Consider the following 15,672-nt stretch of genomic DNA (forward strand, 5'->3'; position numbering starts at 1 on the left):
TGCCATGCCGCAATTCGGCCGGTTAAGCGGTTCGGTAGCGACGTTTACCGACTTGTCCGCTGCAAGAACGTGACCAGTCTGGCAACGCCTTCCGGGGTGGCGGCCTGGCAGATCAAGTCGCCGGCGACCGACGCAGCACGTCCTGCCATTCGGGATGGCGACCGATCTGCGCCTTGGCAAACGGGCAGAGCGGAATGATCTCGACGCCGTCGCGCCGCGCATCCTCGATTGCCTGGCGCACCAGTCGCTCGCCCACCTTGCGTCCGCGCAGGGCTTCGGGCACCTCCGTGTGGTCGATGATGATCAGGCCGTCGCCGGCCCGGCTGTAGGTCATCTCCGCCTCGACGCCATCGACGACCAGTCGGTAGCGCCCCTTCGACGGGCCGTCTTCGCGCTCGACCGTCTCATCGCCTACCGAGGATGCATTTTCTGCCATCGCCGCGTCGGATGGGCGGACTTGGCGCGGCCGGCCCTGCGCACATTCCAGAAGGTCGCGGTCCCATCCGCCCAGATCCGCCGCCGCCTCGTAGGTCGAGACGAGAAAAGCCATCAGGGCTTCATCTGGATCGGCAGACGCCTGCACGGCATCGTAAGGGAGGACGAATTCCGAAAGTCCCTCGTGCCAGAACGCGGCTTCGGGTTGCACGGCGGCGGCGCGATATCCGCCGGGTGCCGGATAGGCGTAGGCGTAGAAGGCGGGATAGTCGATGCCGTTGCCGCCCGGCCAGAAGCCCGCCGAGGACACCTCGCGGTCATAGGCTTCCTGCGCCACGGTGTCGGGCAGGGACGGGATACCCGCCGGATGCAGCGGCGCGCGCCGGCCCGAAAAGCGGGTGACCGCGAGGTCGAGAGCGCCCCAGAACAGATGGACGGGGCTCGATTTGCCGAGAAACGACGTGCGGAACCGGTTGAAAACCCTGTCGACCGCGATCAAGGACTGATGGAAACGCTGAACGGCGTCGCGGTCGTACGGCCGGTCGCGATCATCCTCGGCGAAGGGCACCGGGAACGGCACCTCGTTCGGGCTGCCGCTGAAGGTTGGGGTTCCACCGAGGTCCGAAATCAGTTGCACGAAGCGCGCATGGAATACCGCCACCGTCATAGGCCCGAGATCGAACGATGCCTTGCGGCCATTGCCGCAGGTGCCGATGATCTTGTGCTCGCGCAGATCGAACAGGATCTCGATGCCGGGACCGTCCGGGATGGGCGAGGACGCCAAACCCTGGGGCGTGACGTAGAAGGTCGCGTTCCACGAATGGTTGAGCCATGGCGTGTGCGCCAGCCGGTATTTGCCGGCGATCTGGAGATAGAGATGCAGCGCCGAACACGTCTCGCGCCAGCTGAGGTAATCGAGTTGGGGCCATTTGTTCATGGTCGTCTCTCCACGCTGCTTCCCAGTCATTCGGGAAGGGGAATGTGCTCGTTCCGGTCGTCGACGGGGAGGTCGAAGCGACCCTTGCCCCAGTTCGCGGCGCGCCACTCGGCCTTGGCAAGCTCGATTCGCTCCTGCGACGAGGCGACGAAGTTCCACCAGATGTAGCGCGGCCCGTTGAAGGTCGCTCCGCCAAGGATCATCAATCGCGCGCCGCGATCGCCGGAGGCGACCGTGATCCGATCGCCCGGGCGAAAAACCATCATCTGCCCGGCCTCGAATTCCTGTCCGGCCACCGAGATCGAGCCGTCGACGATATAGATGCCGCGGTCCTCGTGGTCGTCCGGCATGGGCAGCCGGCTGCCCGGTTCAAGCTTCACATCGGCATAGAAAGTCTCGGAGAGCATCGTCGCGGGCGCGGACTTGCCATACGCGTTGCCGAGGATCAGACGGACCGAGAGACCGCTGTCCTCGATGACGGGCAACGCGTCCTTGCCGTGATGCTCGAAGCTGGCGTCGACATCTTCATGGCTGTCCGGCAGGGCCAGCCACGTCTGGATGCCGAACAGGCTGTTGGGGCCGCTGCGCGCCGTCGCGGAGGTGCGTTCCGAATGTGTGACGCCCCGCCCGGCGACCATCCAGTTCAACGCACCTGGCTTGATGATCTGGTCGGCGCCGGTGCTGTCACGGTGGTGGAAGTCGCCCTGGAAAAGGTAGGTCACCGTGCCGAGGCCGATATGTGGATGTGGCCGTACGTCCACGCCCTGACCGGTCAGAAACTCTGCCGGCCCGGCCTGATCGAAGAAGATGAATGGTCCGACCATCTGCCGCTTTGGCGCCGGCAGCGCGCGCCGGACCTCGAAATCGCCGAGGTCGCGGGAGCGCGGGACGATGAGGGTCTCGATGGCATCGGGGCCGACCTCGTCCGGGCAGCCCGGTTCAAGTGATGGGTTCCAGCTCATGCGTGCTATCCTTCTGCGATCCCGCCGGGTTTGACCTAAGCGTTGGCCGTGCGCGCAGCTAGCCGCGCGGGCCGATGAGCTGTGTCGCGAAAAGTGGAACGCTGGATGGCTGGCGCATGGAACCCTTGCTAGCGCTCGATGCCGGCGAGCCTGGCGTCTTCCTCCAGGCACTCGATCAGCAACTCGGTCAGGACGCGCACCTTTCGCGACGGATGCTGTCCCGGCGGGCGGATCACGTAGACCCCTGCCGAAGGCACCGGGTAACGCGTCATGATCGGCACGAGCGCGCCCGCGGCGACATAGGCGTCGGTGACGCAATCGGGCAGCCAGGCGACGCCCACGCCCGCGGCCGCGGCCGCGGCCAGCGCGATGCCGTTGTCGGCCTTGTAGCGCCCTTGCGGATTGATGGTGACGACCTTGTCGCCGTCCATGAACTGCCAGGCTTCCGTGCCCTGCATCAGCGCCTGGTGAAGGACAATCTCATCCGGTGCCTCCGGCGCGCCATGCGCCCTTATGTAATCGGGGCTGGCAAGAAACTTTCCATGGATCGCGCCCACGCGCCTTGCGACCAGGTTGGAGTCCTGAAGGTGGCCGACACGAACCGCGCAATCGAACCCCTCGGCGATGAGGTCGACGAAGCGGTCGCTGTAGGATGAATGGATGTGAAGTCGTGGATGGCGGCACGCCAGCTCCGCCAGCACCGGTGCCAGATGCGTCGGACCGAAGGTCAGCGGCATTGCGACACGCAGACGGCCGGTCAGGTCACCGGTGGGCTGGATGGTTTCCCGTGCCGCATCGATCTCGGCGCCCACTCTCGCCGCATGGTCTCGAAACGCGACTCCAGCTTCCGTTAATGCGGCACCGCGAGTCGTTCGGGCAAGAAGTTGGACGCCAAGCTCCGCCTCGAGCCTGAAAAGCCTGCGGCTGACGATCGACTTGGACACGCCGAGCCGACGCGCGGCAGCCGATACGCCCCCGGCATCGGCAACTTCGACAAATGTCCGCAGGTCCTCGATATCCATTCGACGTTCCCCGTCTCGCGACATTGCGTGGCAGGAACGAGATTTACCGCATCATGATTGGAGATGCCATTGGGTGGTCACCCGGACACTCCTGACTTGGCGGCGCCCGGATGGATCACCGTGGAGCGCACGAAGTCGCGTACGCCCGGTGGCTCTTGTCGGAATTCGTGTTCAGGCAAGGTTTGCCAGAAGCGCAATTCTCGCGAAGCACAGAATGATCGTTGGTTTAATCCACAACCCGGTAGCCAACGCCAAGCTCATCCAGAATGAAGCGCGGTGATGGCCGATGAAGACACGCAGATACTGAAGGTCGTGCTCGTGAGCTGGACCCCACTCGTCAGCAAGAAACTGTCAGTGGGTGACGATCGAGGAGACGACAACTGCGTGATCCGGTGGATCTGTTCAACCAGTACCGTGGGCGATCAGTTTTCCTCGTAGTTGAATTCCGGGAGTTTCTCCAGTTCTTCCTTGCTTCCCTCGGCGAGCACGATCGACGAGCCGTCCTCGCTGATTTCCAGCGCATCGTAGGGTATGGCGACGAGGTAGCCGCCGATGCCGAGAAAACCGCCGATTTCCAGGATGGCGAACAGAACCTTTTCACGGTCGACGATGAGGTCATCGATCGAACCGATCGTCTCTCCCGCACCGTTTTCGACATCGGCGTCGGTGAGCTCGGAGGCGCGGTAGCCTTTGGCTACTTCCTTCACATCGACGTCGATCACCACGACGTTCTGCGAGAACGCCTCACTGGTAGCCCATGGCAGGATGATGGCGGTCGTCAGGGAGATACTTCCGGCCATTGCCAGTGCGAGGTGGAGATTGCGATATTTGTCGGGAGTGCTGTGGGGTTGCATCACGAAATCCTCCGGCTTGAGAGCGATGGCGGCGGTCCGGGCGAGTTCCCGTCCTACAGCTTCGCGGGCCTTGTGAGATTGAACGAAATCCCCGCTATTGCCTTGATGCCCGTCAGTTTCCTGCGCAGGCACGAGACTCACCGGGCAGGAGCCAGGGCATTCATCGCGGCCTGGATCGACGCGGCAAGCTCCGGTGCGGCGAAGCTACCCTCGTGACGCCGCCCATTGACGAAGAAGGTCGGCGTTCCGTTGACGCCGCTACGCACGCCACCGATGAAGTCGGCCTGGATCTTGTCCGCGTGCAGCGAGCCGGTGATCGAATCACGAAGCCCGATCTGCGACAACCGCAATGTACCGGCGATGGAGAACAGGAGCTGAATGCTCAGCCGATGCTGGTTCGCAAAGATGGTGTCGTGCATGTCCCAGAACAGGGCATGATCGCCGGCATACTCCGCCGCTTCCGCCGCAGTTCCTGCAAAGGGATGAACTTCGATCAGCGGGAAATGCCGGAATATGACGGACAGGGCCGGGCCAAACCGGTTCTCCAGCAGCCGGACGACCGGATTGGCGGCGGCACAAAAGGGGCACTGGTAGTCGCCATATTCCACCAGCGTGACGGTTGCGTTCGGCCCGCCGCGAATGTGGTCACGCGGATTGACGGGAACTTTGAGCGTCGACATTTTTCTGCTCCACGGTTGGCATCTGGTCTAGGGCGTCGAGAATGCCGTCCGCGCCTGGGTTGACCGCCACCGGAGACAGGTGGCTCCATGCGATCGTGCCCTTCTCGTCGACGACGAAGAGCGCGCGCGCGCTCTCGCCGACGTCGTCGCGATAGGCGCCGTAGGCTCGTGATACCTCTCCCTTGGGATGGAAATCCGACAGCAACGGGAAATGCAGGTTCCGCTCTCGCGCAAAGGCCTGATGGCACCATGCCCCATCCACGGATATGCCGACGAGTTCCGCGCCCTTTTTGCGGAACTCGGAGAGGACGTGGTTGTAGAGCGTCATCTGGTCGCCGCAGACCGGGCTCCAGTCCGCAGGATAGAAGGCAAGGATGACGCGCCGTCCTGCGAACTCCGACAGGGACAGTGTCTGGTCGGGTGTCACGCGGAGCGTGAAATCGGGTGCCTTCGTTCCCGAGGCTAGAATCGCCGACATGTCGTTCCTCCTTGCTGCTGGGCGACCGCGCCGGGTCAGGCCGTGCCGGACGCGGCCAGATTGCTCGGCAGGCCGGTGCTGTGCGAACGCAGCCTGTAGGCCAGGACGAGCAGTGTGGCGCCCAGCACAAGCGCATGCGCGCCCGCCCAGAAGGTAAGCACCAAGGCGCCGATGAAAGGTGAGATGACGAGGAGCACCCCAAATATGATGCTGGCGACGCCGCCAACCACGAGCCAGACTCGGCCATGATCGATCTTGAGCCGGAACGCGGAGATCAGCATGGATGTACCCGAAATCAGGGCCCATGCCGCGACAAGAATGACGAAGGCCAGCGCCGTAATGCCGGGCCAAAGGATTGCCACCGCGCTCGCGAAGATACTGAGAATGCCGCTCAGGAGCAGCCAGACCCAGCGTTCGCCCTTGCGCGCCCCGCGCACCGACATGACGATCCCGAAGACGCCGTCGACGAAACTGAAAGCGGCAAACACCACCACCAGCGACAGCATTGTGAGGAACGGCATCGCGAATGCCGCGATGCCAAAGAGGATCGCGACGACGCCCCTCAACGCGACAGCCCACCAATTGTTGGCGAGCATGTCGTTCATCGCTTCTGTCTTAGGGCTGTCGGTTGATGAGATGCTTGTCATCGTGCTCTCCGTCTCCGTCAGGTGCCTGATCGTTGATGGCGATACCGTGATCGACCAGGACGTCGGGTCGCAAACCTAGGCTCGGCTCGCCGAGCACGCCTTGATGACCGTCAGTTTTGAGGCGATGCTCGGCCGATAGGATCGCGGCGTCTCCCCCAACAGAATGGACTTTGCCATGCCCTCATCCATCAGGACCACGCGACTGCCGGGCGGCGACGACGTTCCGGTTCTCGGTCAAGGCACGTGGGGCATGGGCGAAAAACCGATTAGGCGCACAAACGAGGTGGCCGCGCTCAGGCTGGGGCTGGATCTCGGCATGACGCTCATCGACACCGCCGAGATGTATGGCAATGGCGGTGCGGAGGATGTGGTCGGCGAGGCGGTATCAGGACGGCGTGATCAAGTATTCATCGTCAGCAAGGTTCTGCCGACGCATGCGTCGCGCCTTGGCGTGGTGACAGCGTGCGAGCAGAGCCTGCGGCGCCTTGGCACCGACCGGATCGACCTCTATCTGCTCCACTGGCGCCTTGGCACCCCTCTTGCCGAGACCGTTGCGGGTTTTGAGGCGCTGAAGGCGGGCGGCAAGATACGCCATTGGGGCGTCAGCAATTTCGACACCGCAGACATGGTCGAGCTTGCGGGCGTCGCAAACGGCAAGAATGTGCAGACCGACCAGGTGCTCTACAATCTGATGCGCCGCGGCATTGAGCACGACCTGCTGCCCTGGTGTCGTGAACGCGGCATACCGGTGATGGCCTACTCGCCCGTCGAACAGGGCGTCCTGGCGGATGATGGGCGTCTCACCAAAGTCGCCGATCGGCACGGTGTAAGCCGGTCGCAGATCGCGCTGGCCTGGGTTTTGCGCCAGGACGGCGTGATTGCCATTCCCAAGGCAGTCACACCGGACCATGTCCGGGAAAATCGCGCCGCGCACGACATCCGGCTCATTCCTGCCGATCTTCAGGAGCTCGACCGCCTCTTTCGGCCACCATCGGGCAAGCAGCCGCTCGAGATGATATAGAGCGACAGCGCCGGGTCACGGCAACTTGGCTGCGATCACATCGATCTTTTCGATCTGCGGCGGCATGCGAAATAGCTCTTCCGCGTGCGTCCGCAACGCATCCGCAACTTTCCCCGCAAGGTGGGCGTCACGGCCGGCGTCGTCCGGGAACGCATCGAAGATGCCGTAGGTCATCGGACCCATCTTGATGGCGAACCAGGCTTTCGTCGCTGGTTCCGCTTCCACCAGTGGCAACGCGCCCTTGAGAAATTCCTCTACCTTGGCCTCGAAACCCGGCTTGGCTTCCAACCGCACATAAAGCGCTTTCTTGACCATGATCGTCTCCTTCTTCGATACTGGATTTATCCCGGCAAACCGGTCATCGACTTCTTGGACATCCAACCAGTTCCCTCAATTCTGGATCAGCTTCGCCCTGACCGCGCCAACAATGCTGGCGGCTTCCTCCTGCGTCTTTCCACACAATAGCAGCGCCTGATCCGCCAGACTGAGGCCGGCAGCGAGATTTTCCGGAAACACTGCGGTGGGGTCGAGCTGCGAAAAGCGCGTCATGTCCAGGTCGTCGGCGGTGGAGACAAGCGAAGCCGGCGCGGCGTCGAGCTTCTTTATCTGATGCAGGATGCGCTCTACCGCATGGAGATGATCGAAGGTGAGGATGACCAGTTGCGCCCGATCCAGCCCGGCTGCCTCCAGAATGCGATGGTGTTTTGCATCGCCGAACACGACCTCGTGCCCCTGCCGGCGCGCGGCTCGAAACCGCACGAGGTCCAGCTCGATGGCAAGGTAGGCGATGTCTGCCGTTTCCAGGACGGTCGCCACCAGGCGGCCAACGCGACCGCAGCCACACAGGATCACGTGATCATGGAGCCTGTCGCTCTCGGCGCGGATCGACACCTCAGTCGCGGCGATCCGCCGATCACGATGGCCTAAGGACCATTCGGCCCAGTGGTTGCGCTGGATGACAAGCGGGGCGAGCCCCATCGTCAGAGCCAGGGCAATCAATACCGGCTGGCCGAGGTCCGGCAATACGAGGCCGGACTGGAGTGCCAGCGTGATGAGGAGCAATCCGAATTCGCCGCCATGCGCAAGAATGACTGCGGTTCTTGCCGAGGCGTTGCGGTGGGCTCCGACAACCAGGCCGGTCAAGAATACCAGGACAGCCTTAATGAGGAAGAACACGAGCACCCAAAGTATGATTGTGCCGGGAGCGAGCGCTACGATCGCCGGATCGATACTCATGCCCACACTGATGAAGAACAGACCAACCAGCACGTCGCGGAATGGTCGGATGTCCTCCTCGATGCGGTGCCGGAAGTCACTTTCGCCGATTACCAGGCCGGCGACAAAAGCGCCGATCGGCGGAGCCAGACCTGCAAGGTTCAGGGCATAGGCGGTGCCCAGCGCGGTCATCAGCACCCACAGCAGGAAGAGGTCGGACGAGTGGGTCTTGAGAACCCTCGAGAACCCCCATTGGATCAGTGGCCGCGCGATGATGGCTGCCGCGACGAGTGCTGCGGCCGCAACCGCCATCTGTTTCACAATGGCGACCGGAGCCAGTTCGCCGGCGCGTGACCAGGCGTCAGCCAGAACAAGAAGCGGCAGCGTCGCCAAGTCCTGGAACAGCAGTATTCCCAGCGCAAGGCGTCCGTGCCGGCTGGTGATCTCGCCCTGTTCGGCGAGCTGCTTCAGCGTAACTGCTGTCGACGACATCGCGATTGCACCGCCGACGATGATGGCCGGCTGCATTTGCACGCCAGTCAGGACAAGCCCGCTCGCCACCAGCGCTGAAGTCACGGCGACCTGGATGCTGCCGGCGACAAGGACGTCGCGTCGCGCGCCGAGAATCGCTGGGATCGAAAATTCCAGTCCGACCATGAACATCAGGAAGATCAGGCCGAGTTCCGCCAGAAAATGCGTCTCCTCCGCGGAATTGATCAGATCGAAGCCATATGGCCCGAGTGCCACGCCGACAAGCAGGTAGCCTGTGACGGCCGGCATTCGCAACGCGGCGAGCACGCCCACCGCCAGGCCCGAGGCCGCGACGAGGATCAAGGTTCGGGCCAGCAGGTCTTCGACCATTTTTTACCGTGACGATCTGCGTTGAACGGGATGGGGACTTTGGGAATCGGGCGAGGGGCGCTGTTCGCTGGCGTCCCGATCCGGAGGGGTGGCAGGGCGTGGATCTGCCGTCCGCGCGGCAGAACTGGGATTGGCGGGATTGCCAAGGTGCACCGGGATCCACGCGGGCGGATCGCTGGCGGGAAAGGAATCCATGCTCGCACGTTCGACTTCGTCGAGGTCTGCCGCCTCCGTGGGGTCAGGTTTCAGTTCCTGCTTCCGGTTCACGTTATGCGCTCCTCCATCGAGAGACACCGGCCGGACCGGGAAGTCCGGCTGGTCTCGCTGCCCGATCGATCACGGTGAGATGGTGATCTTGTTCTCGACCTTGGTGACGCCCGGCGCCCGCCAGGCTGCGCGCTCGGCCTCCTGCCGTTCCGCCCAGGATCGCACGGTGCCGGTGAGGGTCACTTCGCCGCCGTTGGCCGTCACCGTCACGCGGTGCGCATCGACTTCCGCCATTCGCTTCAGCGCCTCTTCGATCTTGGATTTGATCTCCGACGGAGCGACTCGCGGTTTCAGCGTGATCAGGTTCGTGATGCCCTTGACGCCCCTGACCTTGCGCACGGACGCTTCGGCACGATTGCGTTGATATTCCCACTCGGCATTGCCTTCGAGGGTCACCCATCCATTCTTGACGACGACCTTGATGTGTTCATGAGAGTAGGGAAGTTCGTACTTGAGTGCCTCGACGGCGGCGCGGGCAATCTCGGGGTCGGTCTTCTCGTGGATTGAAGGCAGTCGAACCTCGATGTCGTTGGCGACACCGAGCACGCCCTTGACGCGCTTCGCCGCCTTCTCGGCCTGATATTTCTGGTTGTAGCTGCGCACGAAGCCGCTCAGCGTGACGACACCATTCTTCACCGCCACCCCGATATCGGAAGCATCGATATCAGGATCCCATTTGAGTTCGCTTTCCACATCACGCTTGATGTCGCTATCCGTTGTCATGATGCAATCCTCCGCATTGGGTGGTTAGGCTGAGCTGCGTAAGGGTTGCGCAGCATCGCCACGCTAGCGCACAGGCGCGGCCACCCACCTTGATGGCCATCAGTTTTGGTTGAGCGAGCGCTACGGCCAGACATGAAAAAGAGTCCGCAACCGTGGGGGACGGTTGCGGACAGTTGGGCGGGTCGTGGGGAGGGGTGGGGCTAACCCGCCTGGACGGGAATGCGCTTCGTACTGGCCTGGAATTCGGCCGACTTCGGAATCGCGATCGTCAGCACGCCGTTCCTGAAGGTCGCCTTCGCCGCGTCCGGGTCGACGCCGTCGGGAAGCGGCACAGTCCGCTCGATGGCGCCATAGAGGCGTTCCCTGACGAAGACGCCGTCTTCCTCGGATTCCCGATCTGACTTCTTCTCGCCGCGGATGGTCAGCATGCCATCGCTGATCGACACGTCGACATCCGCGTCGCTCATGCCGGGCAGTTCCGCGCTGACCGAAACTTCCGTTCCGGTGTCGTGGACATCGACACGGACGGCATCTGCCTGGGGTAGCCGGGCGAGGGTCGTGAACGGGGAGGGCACCATGCGCCAGAAATGGTCGAAAGCACGGTCGACATCCAGTTGAAGTGCGCGCATGGGGTCCATCGGTGCCGCTTGAGGTGCGACCTCGCGGGCGGACCCTCGCCACGGAATGAGATCTGTGATTTTCATCGAGATGCCTCCATCACGCGGCTTTTACGCTAATCCTGGCAGCAGGCGACGGTGCCGCTTTGGGCAGGGTGAGTCGAAGCACGCCGTCCTTGAACACGGCTTCGATCGCGGCTGTGTCGATCGGTTCCGAGACCGTGAACCTGCGTTCATAGTTGCCATCGCGGTATTCTGCATGAACCAGAGCATAGCCTTCCGGTGCGCTGGATGCCGAGCGCGCCGAGATCCGCAACACGCGGTTGTCCAATGTCACATCGAGCGTGTCGGGATCGGCGCCCGGCATGTCGAGTACCATCTGAACGCCGGCTGTCGTCTCGATGATGTCGGTCGGCGGGGTGAAGACCGGCTCGGTCCGGGTGTCTTCTGCGGGCAGGGTCCCATTGGTTGATTGGTCAGTCATGGCGGCATTCTCCTCACGAGCGGCTGACGGTGATCTTGTGCGGCTTGTCGGACTCTGGCCGCGGCAGATCGAGCCGCAGCACGCCATTGCGGAACGTTGCCCTGGCCTTGTCGCCGTCGACGCGGAACTGCAGGATGATGTTGCGGGCGAAGGCGCCGGTGACACGTTCGCGGCGGTGGACGACCGCGTCTTCCGCCAGATTTTCGGCAGGTCGGTTGCCGCGCAGCGTGACCGTGTTCTGGTGGACGGCGATGTCCAACTCCTCCGGCACGACGCCCGGTATCTCGGCCATGACCACGGCCCCGTCGGTTCCGGCCCAGATGTTCATCAAGGGGAACTCGGGGGGCGCCGCGAGCCGGAGATTGTCAAACATCCGGCTCATGTCCGTCTGGGCGGAGCGCATCTGGCGCAGCGGGTTGTACCAGCGCCCCGTGTTTTCAGGAATTTGCAGCATGCCGATCTCCCTTCTTGCCTCGCATGGCGCGACGATATCTGCGCAGCGTGCATCCTCACCGCGTCGGCGGCATTGATGACCGTCAGTTTGTGACTGGGGGAAATCCGGTAGTTGCTTTCGGCAGCACGATGCACGCTACCAGCGATCTTCCTCCTGACATCGGGACGTGCGCGAAGGACAGGTCTGCGAAGATGCCGATGAACAGCGGCGATCCCTATGATGTTCTTGGCGTCAAGCGCGACGCCTCGCAGAAGGATATCCAGTCGGCGTACCGTCGCAAGGCGAAGAAGCTCCATCCCGATCTCAATCCCGGAAACAAGCAGGCCGAGCAGGAATTCAAGGACCTCTCCGCGGCCTATGAGATTTTGCGCGACGAGGAAAAGCGCGGCCGCTTCGATCGCGGCGAGATCGATGCGAAAGGGGCGGAAAAAGCCGAACGTCGCTATTATCGCGACTTCGCCGGCGCCGGCGCCGGTGCCGGAGGCGGACCCTACGACAACAGCGCGGGCTTCGCGGACTTCGGTGACGACATCTTTGCGGAGTTCTTTTCCGGTCGCGGGCGCAGCGGCTTCCGGATGCGCGGGCCCGACGTCAGATACTCCATGGAGATAGATTTTCTCGAGGCGGTCAATGGCGGCGTACGCCAGGTGACGCTGTCCGACGGCAAGAGCCTGGAAATCCGCATTCCGCCTGGCGCGCGCGACGGGCAGACGCTGCGGCTGCGCGGCAAAGGCGGTGCCGGGGAAAGTGAGGCCGAGACCGGTGATGCCCTGATCGAACTCCAGGTGCGTCCCCATCCCTTCTATCGGCGCGATGGGGACGACATCCGCCTCGACCTTCCGGTCTCGCTCGTGGAGGCAGTGCTTGGCGGCAAGATCAGGGTGCCGACGCCTGCCGGCACGGTCGTGATGTCCGTGCCTGAGAATTCTTCGAGTGGCAGGACATTGCGGGTGAAGGGAAAGGGCGTTGCTCGACGCAATGGCACCCGGGGCGACGTCTATGCAACGCTGAAGATCGTGCTTCCGGAACGGCCGGACGCCGATCTGAAGGCATTCGTGGCCGGATGGTCGGCTGGCAAGGAACACAACCCGCGCCATGCGATGGGGGTATAGATGCTTGATTCTCAGGAATTCGCGCGGGTTCTTCACATGAAATTGGAGAGATTGGACCTCTTCATTGCCCACGGGTGGGTCATGCCGATTGTCCGCGACGGGCGGCCAATGTTTCGGGATGTCGACATTGCACGCGCTGCTCTGATCGTCGATCTCACTGATGAGATGGGCGTCAACGACGAAGGCGTCGATGTGGTGCTGGATCTGCTCGACAAGTATTACGGCCTGCGCGTCGCCTTCGCCACATTGATGGACGCGCTGGACAACAGTCACGGCATGTCCAGCCTGAATGACGTCCGGAAGCTGGCTACGTCGGGGCGAGGGGGATCACGGTCCGTAAGCTGAACATCATTGAAAGCCCGGCCATTTCACGCGGCGGCTGGCCCGTCACTATGGCCGTGGCGGGCCGCGACGCCGACCATCGCCGGACGCAGTACGCGGCCGTGAAGCGTGTAGCCGGGTTGCAGCACCTCGACGACGGTGCCTTCCGCGGCAGTCGCATCCGGGCGCTGGAAAACGGCGTGATGATGGTGAGGATCGAACGCGGTGCCAAGCGCGTCGATGCGCTGCACGCCATGGCGAGCAAGTGTTGCCAGCAGATTGCCTTCCGTCGTCTCAATTCCCTTCAAGAGGGGCTCGATCGAGTCCTGACCGGAGGTCTCGGCGTTCACGCTATCGATCGCGCGACGCAGATTGTCGAGCGTGTCCAGGAGGTCTTCGGCCAGATGCGAGGCGGCAAACTTCACCGCCTCTTCACGCTGGCGCTGCATCTGCTGGCGGATGTTCTGCTGCTCGGCCAAGGCGCGCAACAGTCTGTCCTTGGTATCGGCGAGTTCGGCCTGGAGAGTTGCCGGGTCCGCCGGCGCGCTGGCGACCGGCCCATCGGATACAGGTTTCGGTTCCGCGGGGTTTTGTCCGTGGCGCGTGTCAGGCATGGCGCTGACCATCCTTGTCATCGACTTCCTCGAAGTCCGCGTCGACGACGTCCTCGCCTGACGAGGTGTCCGATGGCTCGCCGGAACCGGCCGAGGTGCCCGAAGCCGCATGCACCTTGGCGCCGAAATTCACCGTAGCGATCTGCAAGGCCTTCGTCTTGGCCTCGATCTCGTCCACCGAATCTCCGGCCATTGCCGATTTGAGTTCGCCGATTGCGTTTTCGACGGGCGTGGCGTCGGCAGACGGCGCCTTCTCCTTTGCCTCGTCCACCGCCTTCTCGCTGGTTCCGATCTGCGCATCCGCCTGGTTGCGGGCTTCGACCAGCACACGCCTCTTCTTGTCGGCCTCGGCATTCGCCTCTGCCTCCTTCACCATCCGATCGATATCCGACTGCGACAGTCCGCCGGAGGCCTCTATCTTGATTTGCTGCTCCTTGCCCGTCGCCTTGTCCTTGGCCGTGACATGGACGATGCCGTTGGCGTCGATGTCGAATGTTACCTCGATCTGCGGCATGCCGCGCGGCGCGGGCGGAATACCGACGAGATCGAACTGGCCGAGCAGCTTGTTATCGGCAGCCATCTCACGCTCGCCCTGGAAGACGCGGATCGTCACCGCGTTCTGGTTATCCTCGGCGGTCGAGAAAACCTGGCTCTTCTTGGCTGGAATGGTCGTGTTGCGCTCGATCAACCGCGTGAACACGCCGCCGAGCGTTTCGATGCCGAGCGACAGCGGCGTGACATCAAGCAGCAGCACGTCCTTGACGTCGCCCTGGAGAACACCTGCCTGGATGGCTGCGCCGATCGCCACGACCTCGTCCGGGTTTACGCTCTTGTTCGGCTCCTTGCCGAAGATGTCGGTGACGACCTCCTGAACCTTGGGCATGCGCGTCATGCCGCCGACGAGAACCGCTTCATCGATGTCCTCGGCTTTCACCTTGGCGTCCTTCATCGCGGCCTTGCACGGTTTCTCTGTGCGCCGGATCAGGTCGTCGACAAGATCCTCGAGTTTCGCGCGCCTGAGCTTGATCTCGAGATGCTTGGGGCCGTTCTGGTCGGCGGTGATGAAGGGCAGGCTGACGGTGGTCTCCAAGGCCGAAGAGAGTTCTATCTTGGCCTTTTCAGCCGCCTCGCGAAGGCGCTGGAGTGCCAGCCGGTCGTTGCGCAGGTCGATGCCCTGGTCCTTCTGGAACTCGTCCGCCAGCCAGTCGACGATGCGCTTGTCGAAATCCTCGCCACCGAGGAACGTGTCGCCATTGGTGGCCTTCACTTCGAACACGCCGTCGCCGATGTCGAGCAACGAGATGTCGAACGTGCCGCCGCCGAGATCGTAGACCGCGATCTTGCCGGCCTCCTTCTTGTCCAGCCCGTAGGCCAGAGCGGCGGCGGTGGGTTCGTTGATGATGCGCAGCACATCAAGGCCCGCGATCTTTCCCGCGTCCTTCGTCGCCTGGCGCTGGCTGTCGTTGAAATAGGCTGGAACGGTGATAACTGCCTGGCTGACCTTCGCGCCAAGATAGGCCTCAGCCGTCTCCTTCATTTTCACCAGGATGTGGGAGCTGATCTGGCTCGGGCTGTATTTCTTGCCGTCGACTTCGACCCAGGCATCGCCATTGTCCCCCTTGACGATCTTGTAGGGGACAAGCTTCTTGTCTTTCTCCACGACGGGATCGTCGTATCGGCGGCCGATCAGGCGCTTGATGGCGAAGATCGTTTTCTCGGGATTGGTTACGGCCTGACGCTTCGCCGGCTGCCCCACGAGGATTTCACCGTCCTTCGTGAAGGCCACGACGGAGGGAGTGGTGCGACCGCCTTCGGCGTTCTCGATAATCCTGGCCTGCGTACCTTCCATGACCGCGACGCAGGAGTTCGTCGTGCCCAGATCGATACCGATCACCTTGCTTGCCATAACCGTTTCTCCGTCGAAATTTCGGGTCGGTGCAGCCGTTGCGCCGGCACCATTGTCGTGAG

The 15,672-nt window shown here is 62.9% G+C and carries 18 protein-coding genes; 3 read left to right on the plus strand and 15 right to left on the minus strand.

Annotated elements, in window-relative coordinates:
* Nucleotides 1-112: 112 nt before the first annotated feature.
* The 7 genes from AAFN84_RS03735 to AAFN84_RS03765 form a co-directional block, all read right to left on the minus strand.
* Nucleotides 113-1,372, minus strand: coding sequence for a DUF5996 family protein (locus AAFN84_RS03735; RefSeq protein ID WP_347513160.1), 1,260 nt, complete (start codon nt 1,370-1,372; stop codon nt 113-115).
* A 26-nt stretch (nt 1,373-1,398) separates the two neighbouring features.
* On the minus strand, nt 1,399-2,334 hold the full coding sequence (locus tag AAFN84_RS03740; RefSeq protein ID WP_347513161.1) for a pirin family protein: 936 nt from the start codon (nt 2,332-2,334) through the stop codon (nt 1,399-1,401).
* Between the two features lie 128 nt (nt 2,335-2,462).
* Complete coding sequence (locus tag AAFN84_RS03745) at nt 2,463-3,356, minus strand: LysR family transcriptional regulator (RefSeq protein ID WP_347513162.1); 894 nt, start codon at nt 3,354-3,356, stop codon at nt 2,463-2,465.
* A 422-nt stretch (nt 3,357-3,778) separates the two neighbouring features.
* Nucleotides 3,779-4,210: a PRC-barrel domain-containing protein gene (locus tag AAFN84_RS03750; protein ID WP_347513163.1), complete on the minus strand. Its 432-nt coding sequence runs from the start codon at nt 4,208-4,210 to the stop codon at nt 3,779-3,781.
* A 137-nt stretch (nt 4,211-4,347) separates the two neighbouring features.
* Complete coding sequence (locus AAFN84_RS03755) at nt 4,348-4,890, minus strand: DsbA family protein (protein ID WP_347513164.1); 543 nt, start codon at nt 4,888-4,890, stop codon at nt 4,348-4,350.
* Nucleotides 4,856-5,368 carry a redoxin domain-containing protein gene (locus tag AAFN84_RS03760; RefSeq protein WP_347513165.1) on the minus strand — a complete coding sequence of 171 codons (513 nt, stop codon included), beginning with the start codon at nt 5,366-5,368 and terminating at the stop codon, nt 4,856-4,858. The genes AAFN84_RS03755 and AAFN84_RS03760 overlap by 35 nt, the downstream gene beginning before the upstream one ends.
* Before the next feature lie 35 nt (nt 5,369-5,403).
* Nucleotides 5,404-6,015, minus strand: a complete 612-nt coding sequence (locus AAFN84_RS03765; protein ID WP_347513166.1) for an HdeD family acid-resistance protein — start codon at nt 6,013-6,015, stop codon at nt 5,404-5,406.
* A gap of 175 nt (nt 6,016-6,190) precedes the next feature.
* On the opposite strand from AAFN84_RS03765, the gene AAFN84_RS03770 reads away from it, so the two are divergent.
* Nucleotides 6,191-7,036, plus strand: a complete 846-nt coding sequence (locus AAFN84_RS03770) for an aldo/keto reductase (protein ID WP_347513167.1) — start codon at nt 6,191-6,193, stop codon at nt 7,034-7,036.
* 15 nt (nt 7,037-7,051) lie between these two features.
* On the opposite strand, the gene AAFN84_RS03775 is transcribed toward AAFN84_RS03770, so the two are convergent.
* From AAFN84_RS03775 to AAFN84_RS03800, 6 genes are all read right to left on the minus strand, one after another.
* The gene (locus tag AAFN84_RS03775) at nt 7,052-7,351 is read right to left on the minus strand and encodes an antibiotic biosynthesis monooxygenase (RefSeq protein ID WP_347513168.1); all 300 of its coding nucleotides are present in this window, start codon (nt 7,349-7,351) and stop codon (nt 7,052-7,054) included.
* Nucleotides 7,352-7,426: 75 nt separating this feature from the next.
* The gene (locus AAFN84_RS03780) at nt 7,427-9,112 is read right to left on the minus strand and encodes a cation:proton antiporter (protein ID WP_347513169.1); all 1,686 of its coding nucleotides are present in this window, start codon (nt 9,110-9,112) and stop codon (nt 7,427-7,429) included.
* Nucleotides 9,113-9,448: 336 nt separating this feature from the next.
* Nucleotides 9,449-10,102 carry a BON domain-containing protein gene (locus AAFN84_RS03785; RefSeq protein ID WP_347513170.1) on the minus strand — a complete coding sequence of 218 codons (654 nt, stop codon included), beginning with the start codon at nt 10,100-10,102 and terminating at the stop codon, nt 9,449-9,451.
* Nucleotides 10,103-10,302: 200 nt separating this feature from the next.
* Complete coding sequence (locus tag AAFN84_RS03790; RefSeq protein ID WP_347513171.1) at nt 10,303-10,806, minus strand: Hsp20/alpha crystallin family protein; 504 nt, start codon at nt 10,804-10,806, stop codon at nt 10,303-10,305.
* A 13-nt stretch (nt 10,807-10,819) separates the two neighbouring features.
* Nucleotides 10,820-11,203 carry an Hsp20/alpha crystallin family protein gene (locus AAFN84_RS03795; protein ID WP_347513172.1) on the minus strand — a complete coding sequence of 128 codons (384 nt, stop codon included), beginning with the start codon at nt 11,201-11,203 and terminating at the stop codon, nt 10,820-10,822.
* Between the two features lie 13 nt (nt 11,204-11,216).
* Nucleotides 11,217-11,657, minus strand: a complete 441-nt coding sequence (locus tag AAFN84_RS03800; RefSeq protein ID WP_347513173.1) for an Hsp20/alpha crystallin family protein — start codon at nt 11,655-11,657, stop codon at nt 11,217-11,219.
* Between the two features lie 191 nt (nt 11,658-11,848).
* Here AAFN84_RS03800 and AAFN84_RS03805 point away from each other — a divergent pair, with 191 nt between their 5' ends.
* Both AAFN84_RS03805 and AAFN84_RS03810 read left to right on the plus strand, forming a co-directional pair.
* Nucleotides 11,849-12,769, plus strand: coding sequence for a J domain-containing protein (locus tag AAFN84_RS03805; protein WP_347513174.1), 921 nt, complete (start codon nt 11,849-11,851; stop codon nt 12,767-12,769).
* Nucleotides 12,770-13,114, plus strand: coding sequence for a chaperone modulator CbpM (locus tag AAFN84_RS03810; RefSeq protein WP_347513175.1), 345 nt, complete (start codon nt 12,770-12,772; stop codon nt 13,112-13,114). It abuts the gene before it with no gap.
* 23 nt (nt 13,115-13,137) lie between these two features.
* On the opposite strand, the gene AAFN84_RS03815 is transcribed toward AAFN84_RS03810, so the two are convergent.
* Nucleotides 13,138-13,704 carry a nucleotide exchange factor GrpE gene (locus tag AAFN84_RS03815; RefSeq protein ID WP_347513176.1) on the minus strand — a complete coding sequence of 189 codons (567 nt, stop codon included), beginning with the start codon at nt 13,702-13,704 and terminating at the stop codon, nt 13,138-13,140.
* Nucleotides 13,697-15,610, minus strand: a complete 1,914-nt coding sequence (dnaK, locus tag AAFN84_RS03820) for a molecular chaperone DnaK (RefSeq protein WP_347513177.1) — start codon at nt 15,608-15,610, stop codon at nt 13,697-13,699. The genes AAFN84_RS03815 and dnaK overlap by 8 nt, the downstream gene beginning before the upstream one ends.
* Nucleotides 15,611-15,672 lie beyond the last annotated feature (62 nt).

It is taken from the genome of Mesorhizobium sp. CAU 1741 (assembly GCF_039839275.1).
GTDB lineage: Bacteria > Pseudomonadota > Alphaproteobacteria > Rhizobiales > Rhizobiaceae > Aerobium.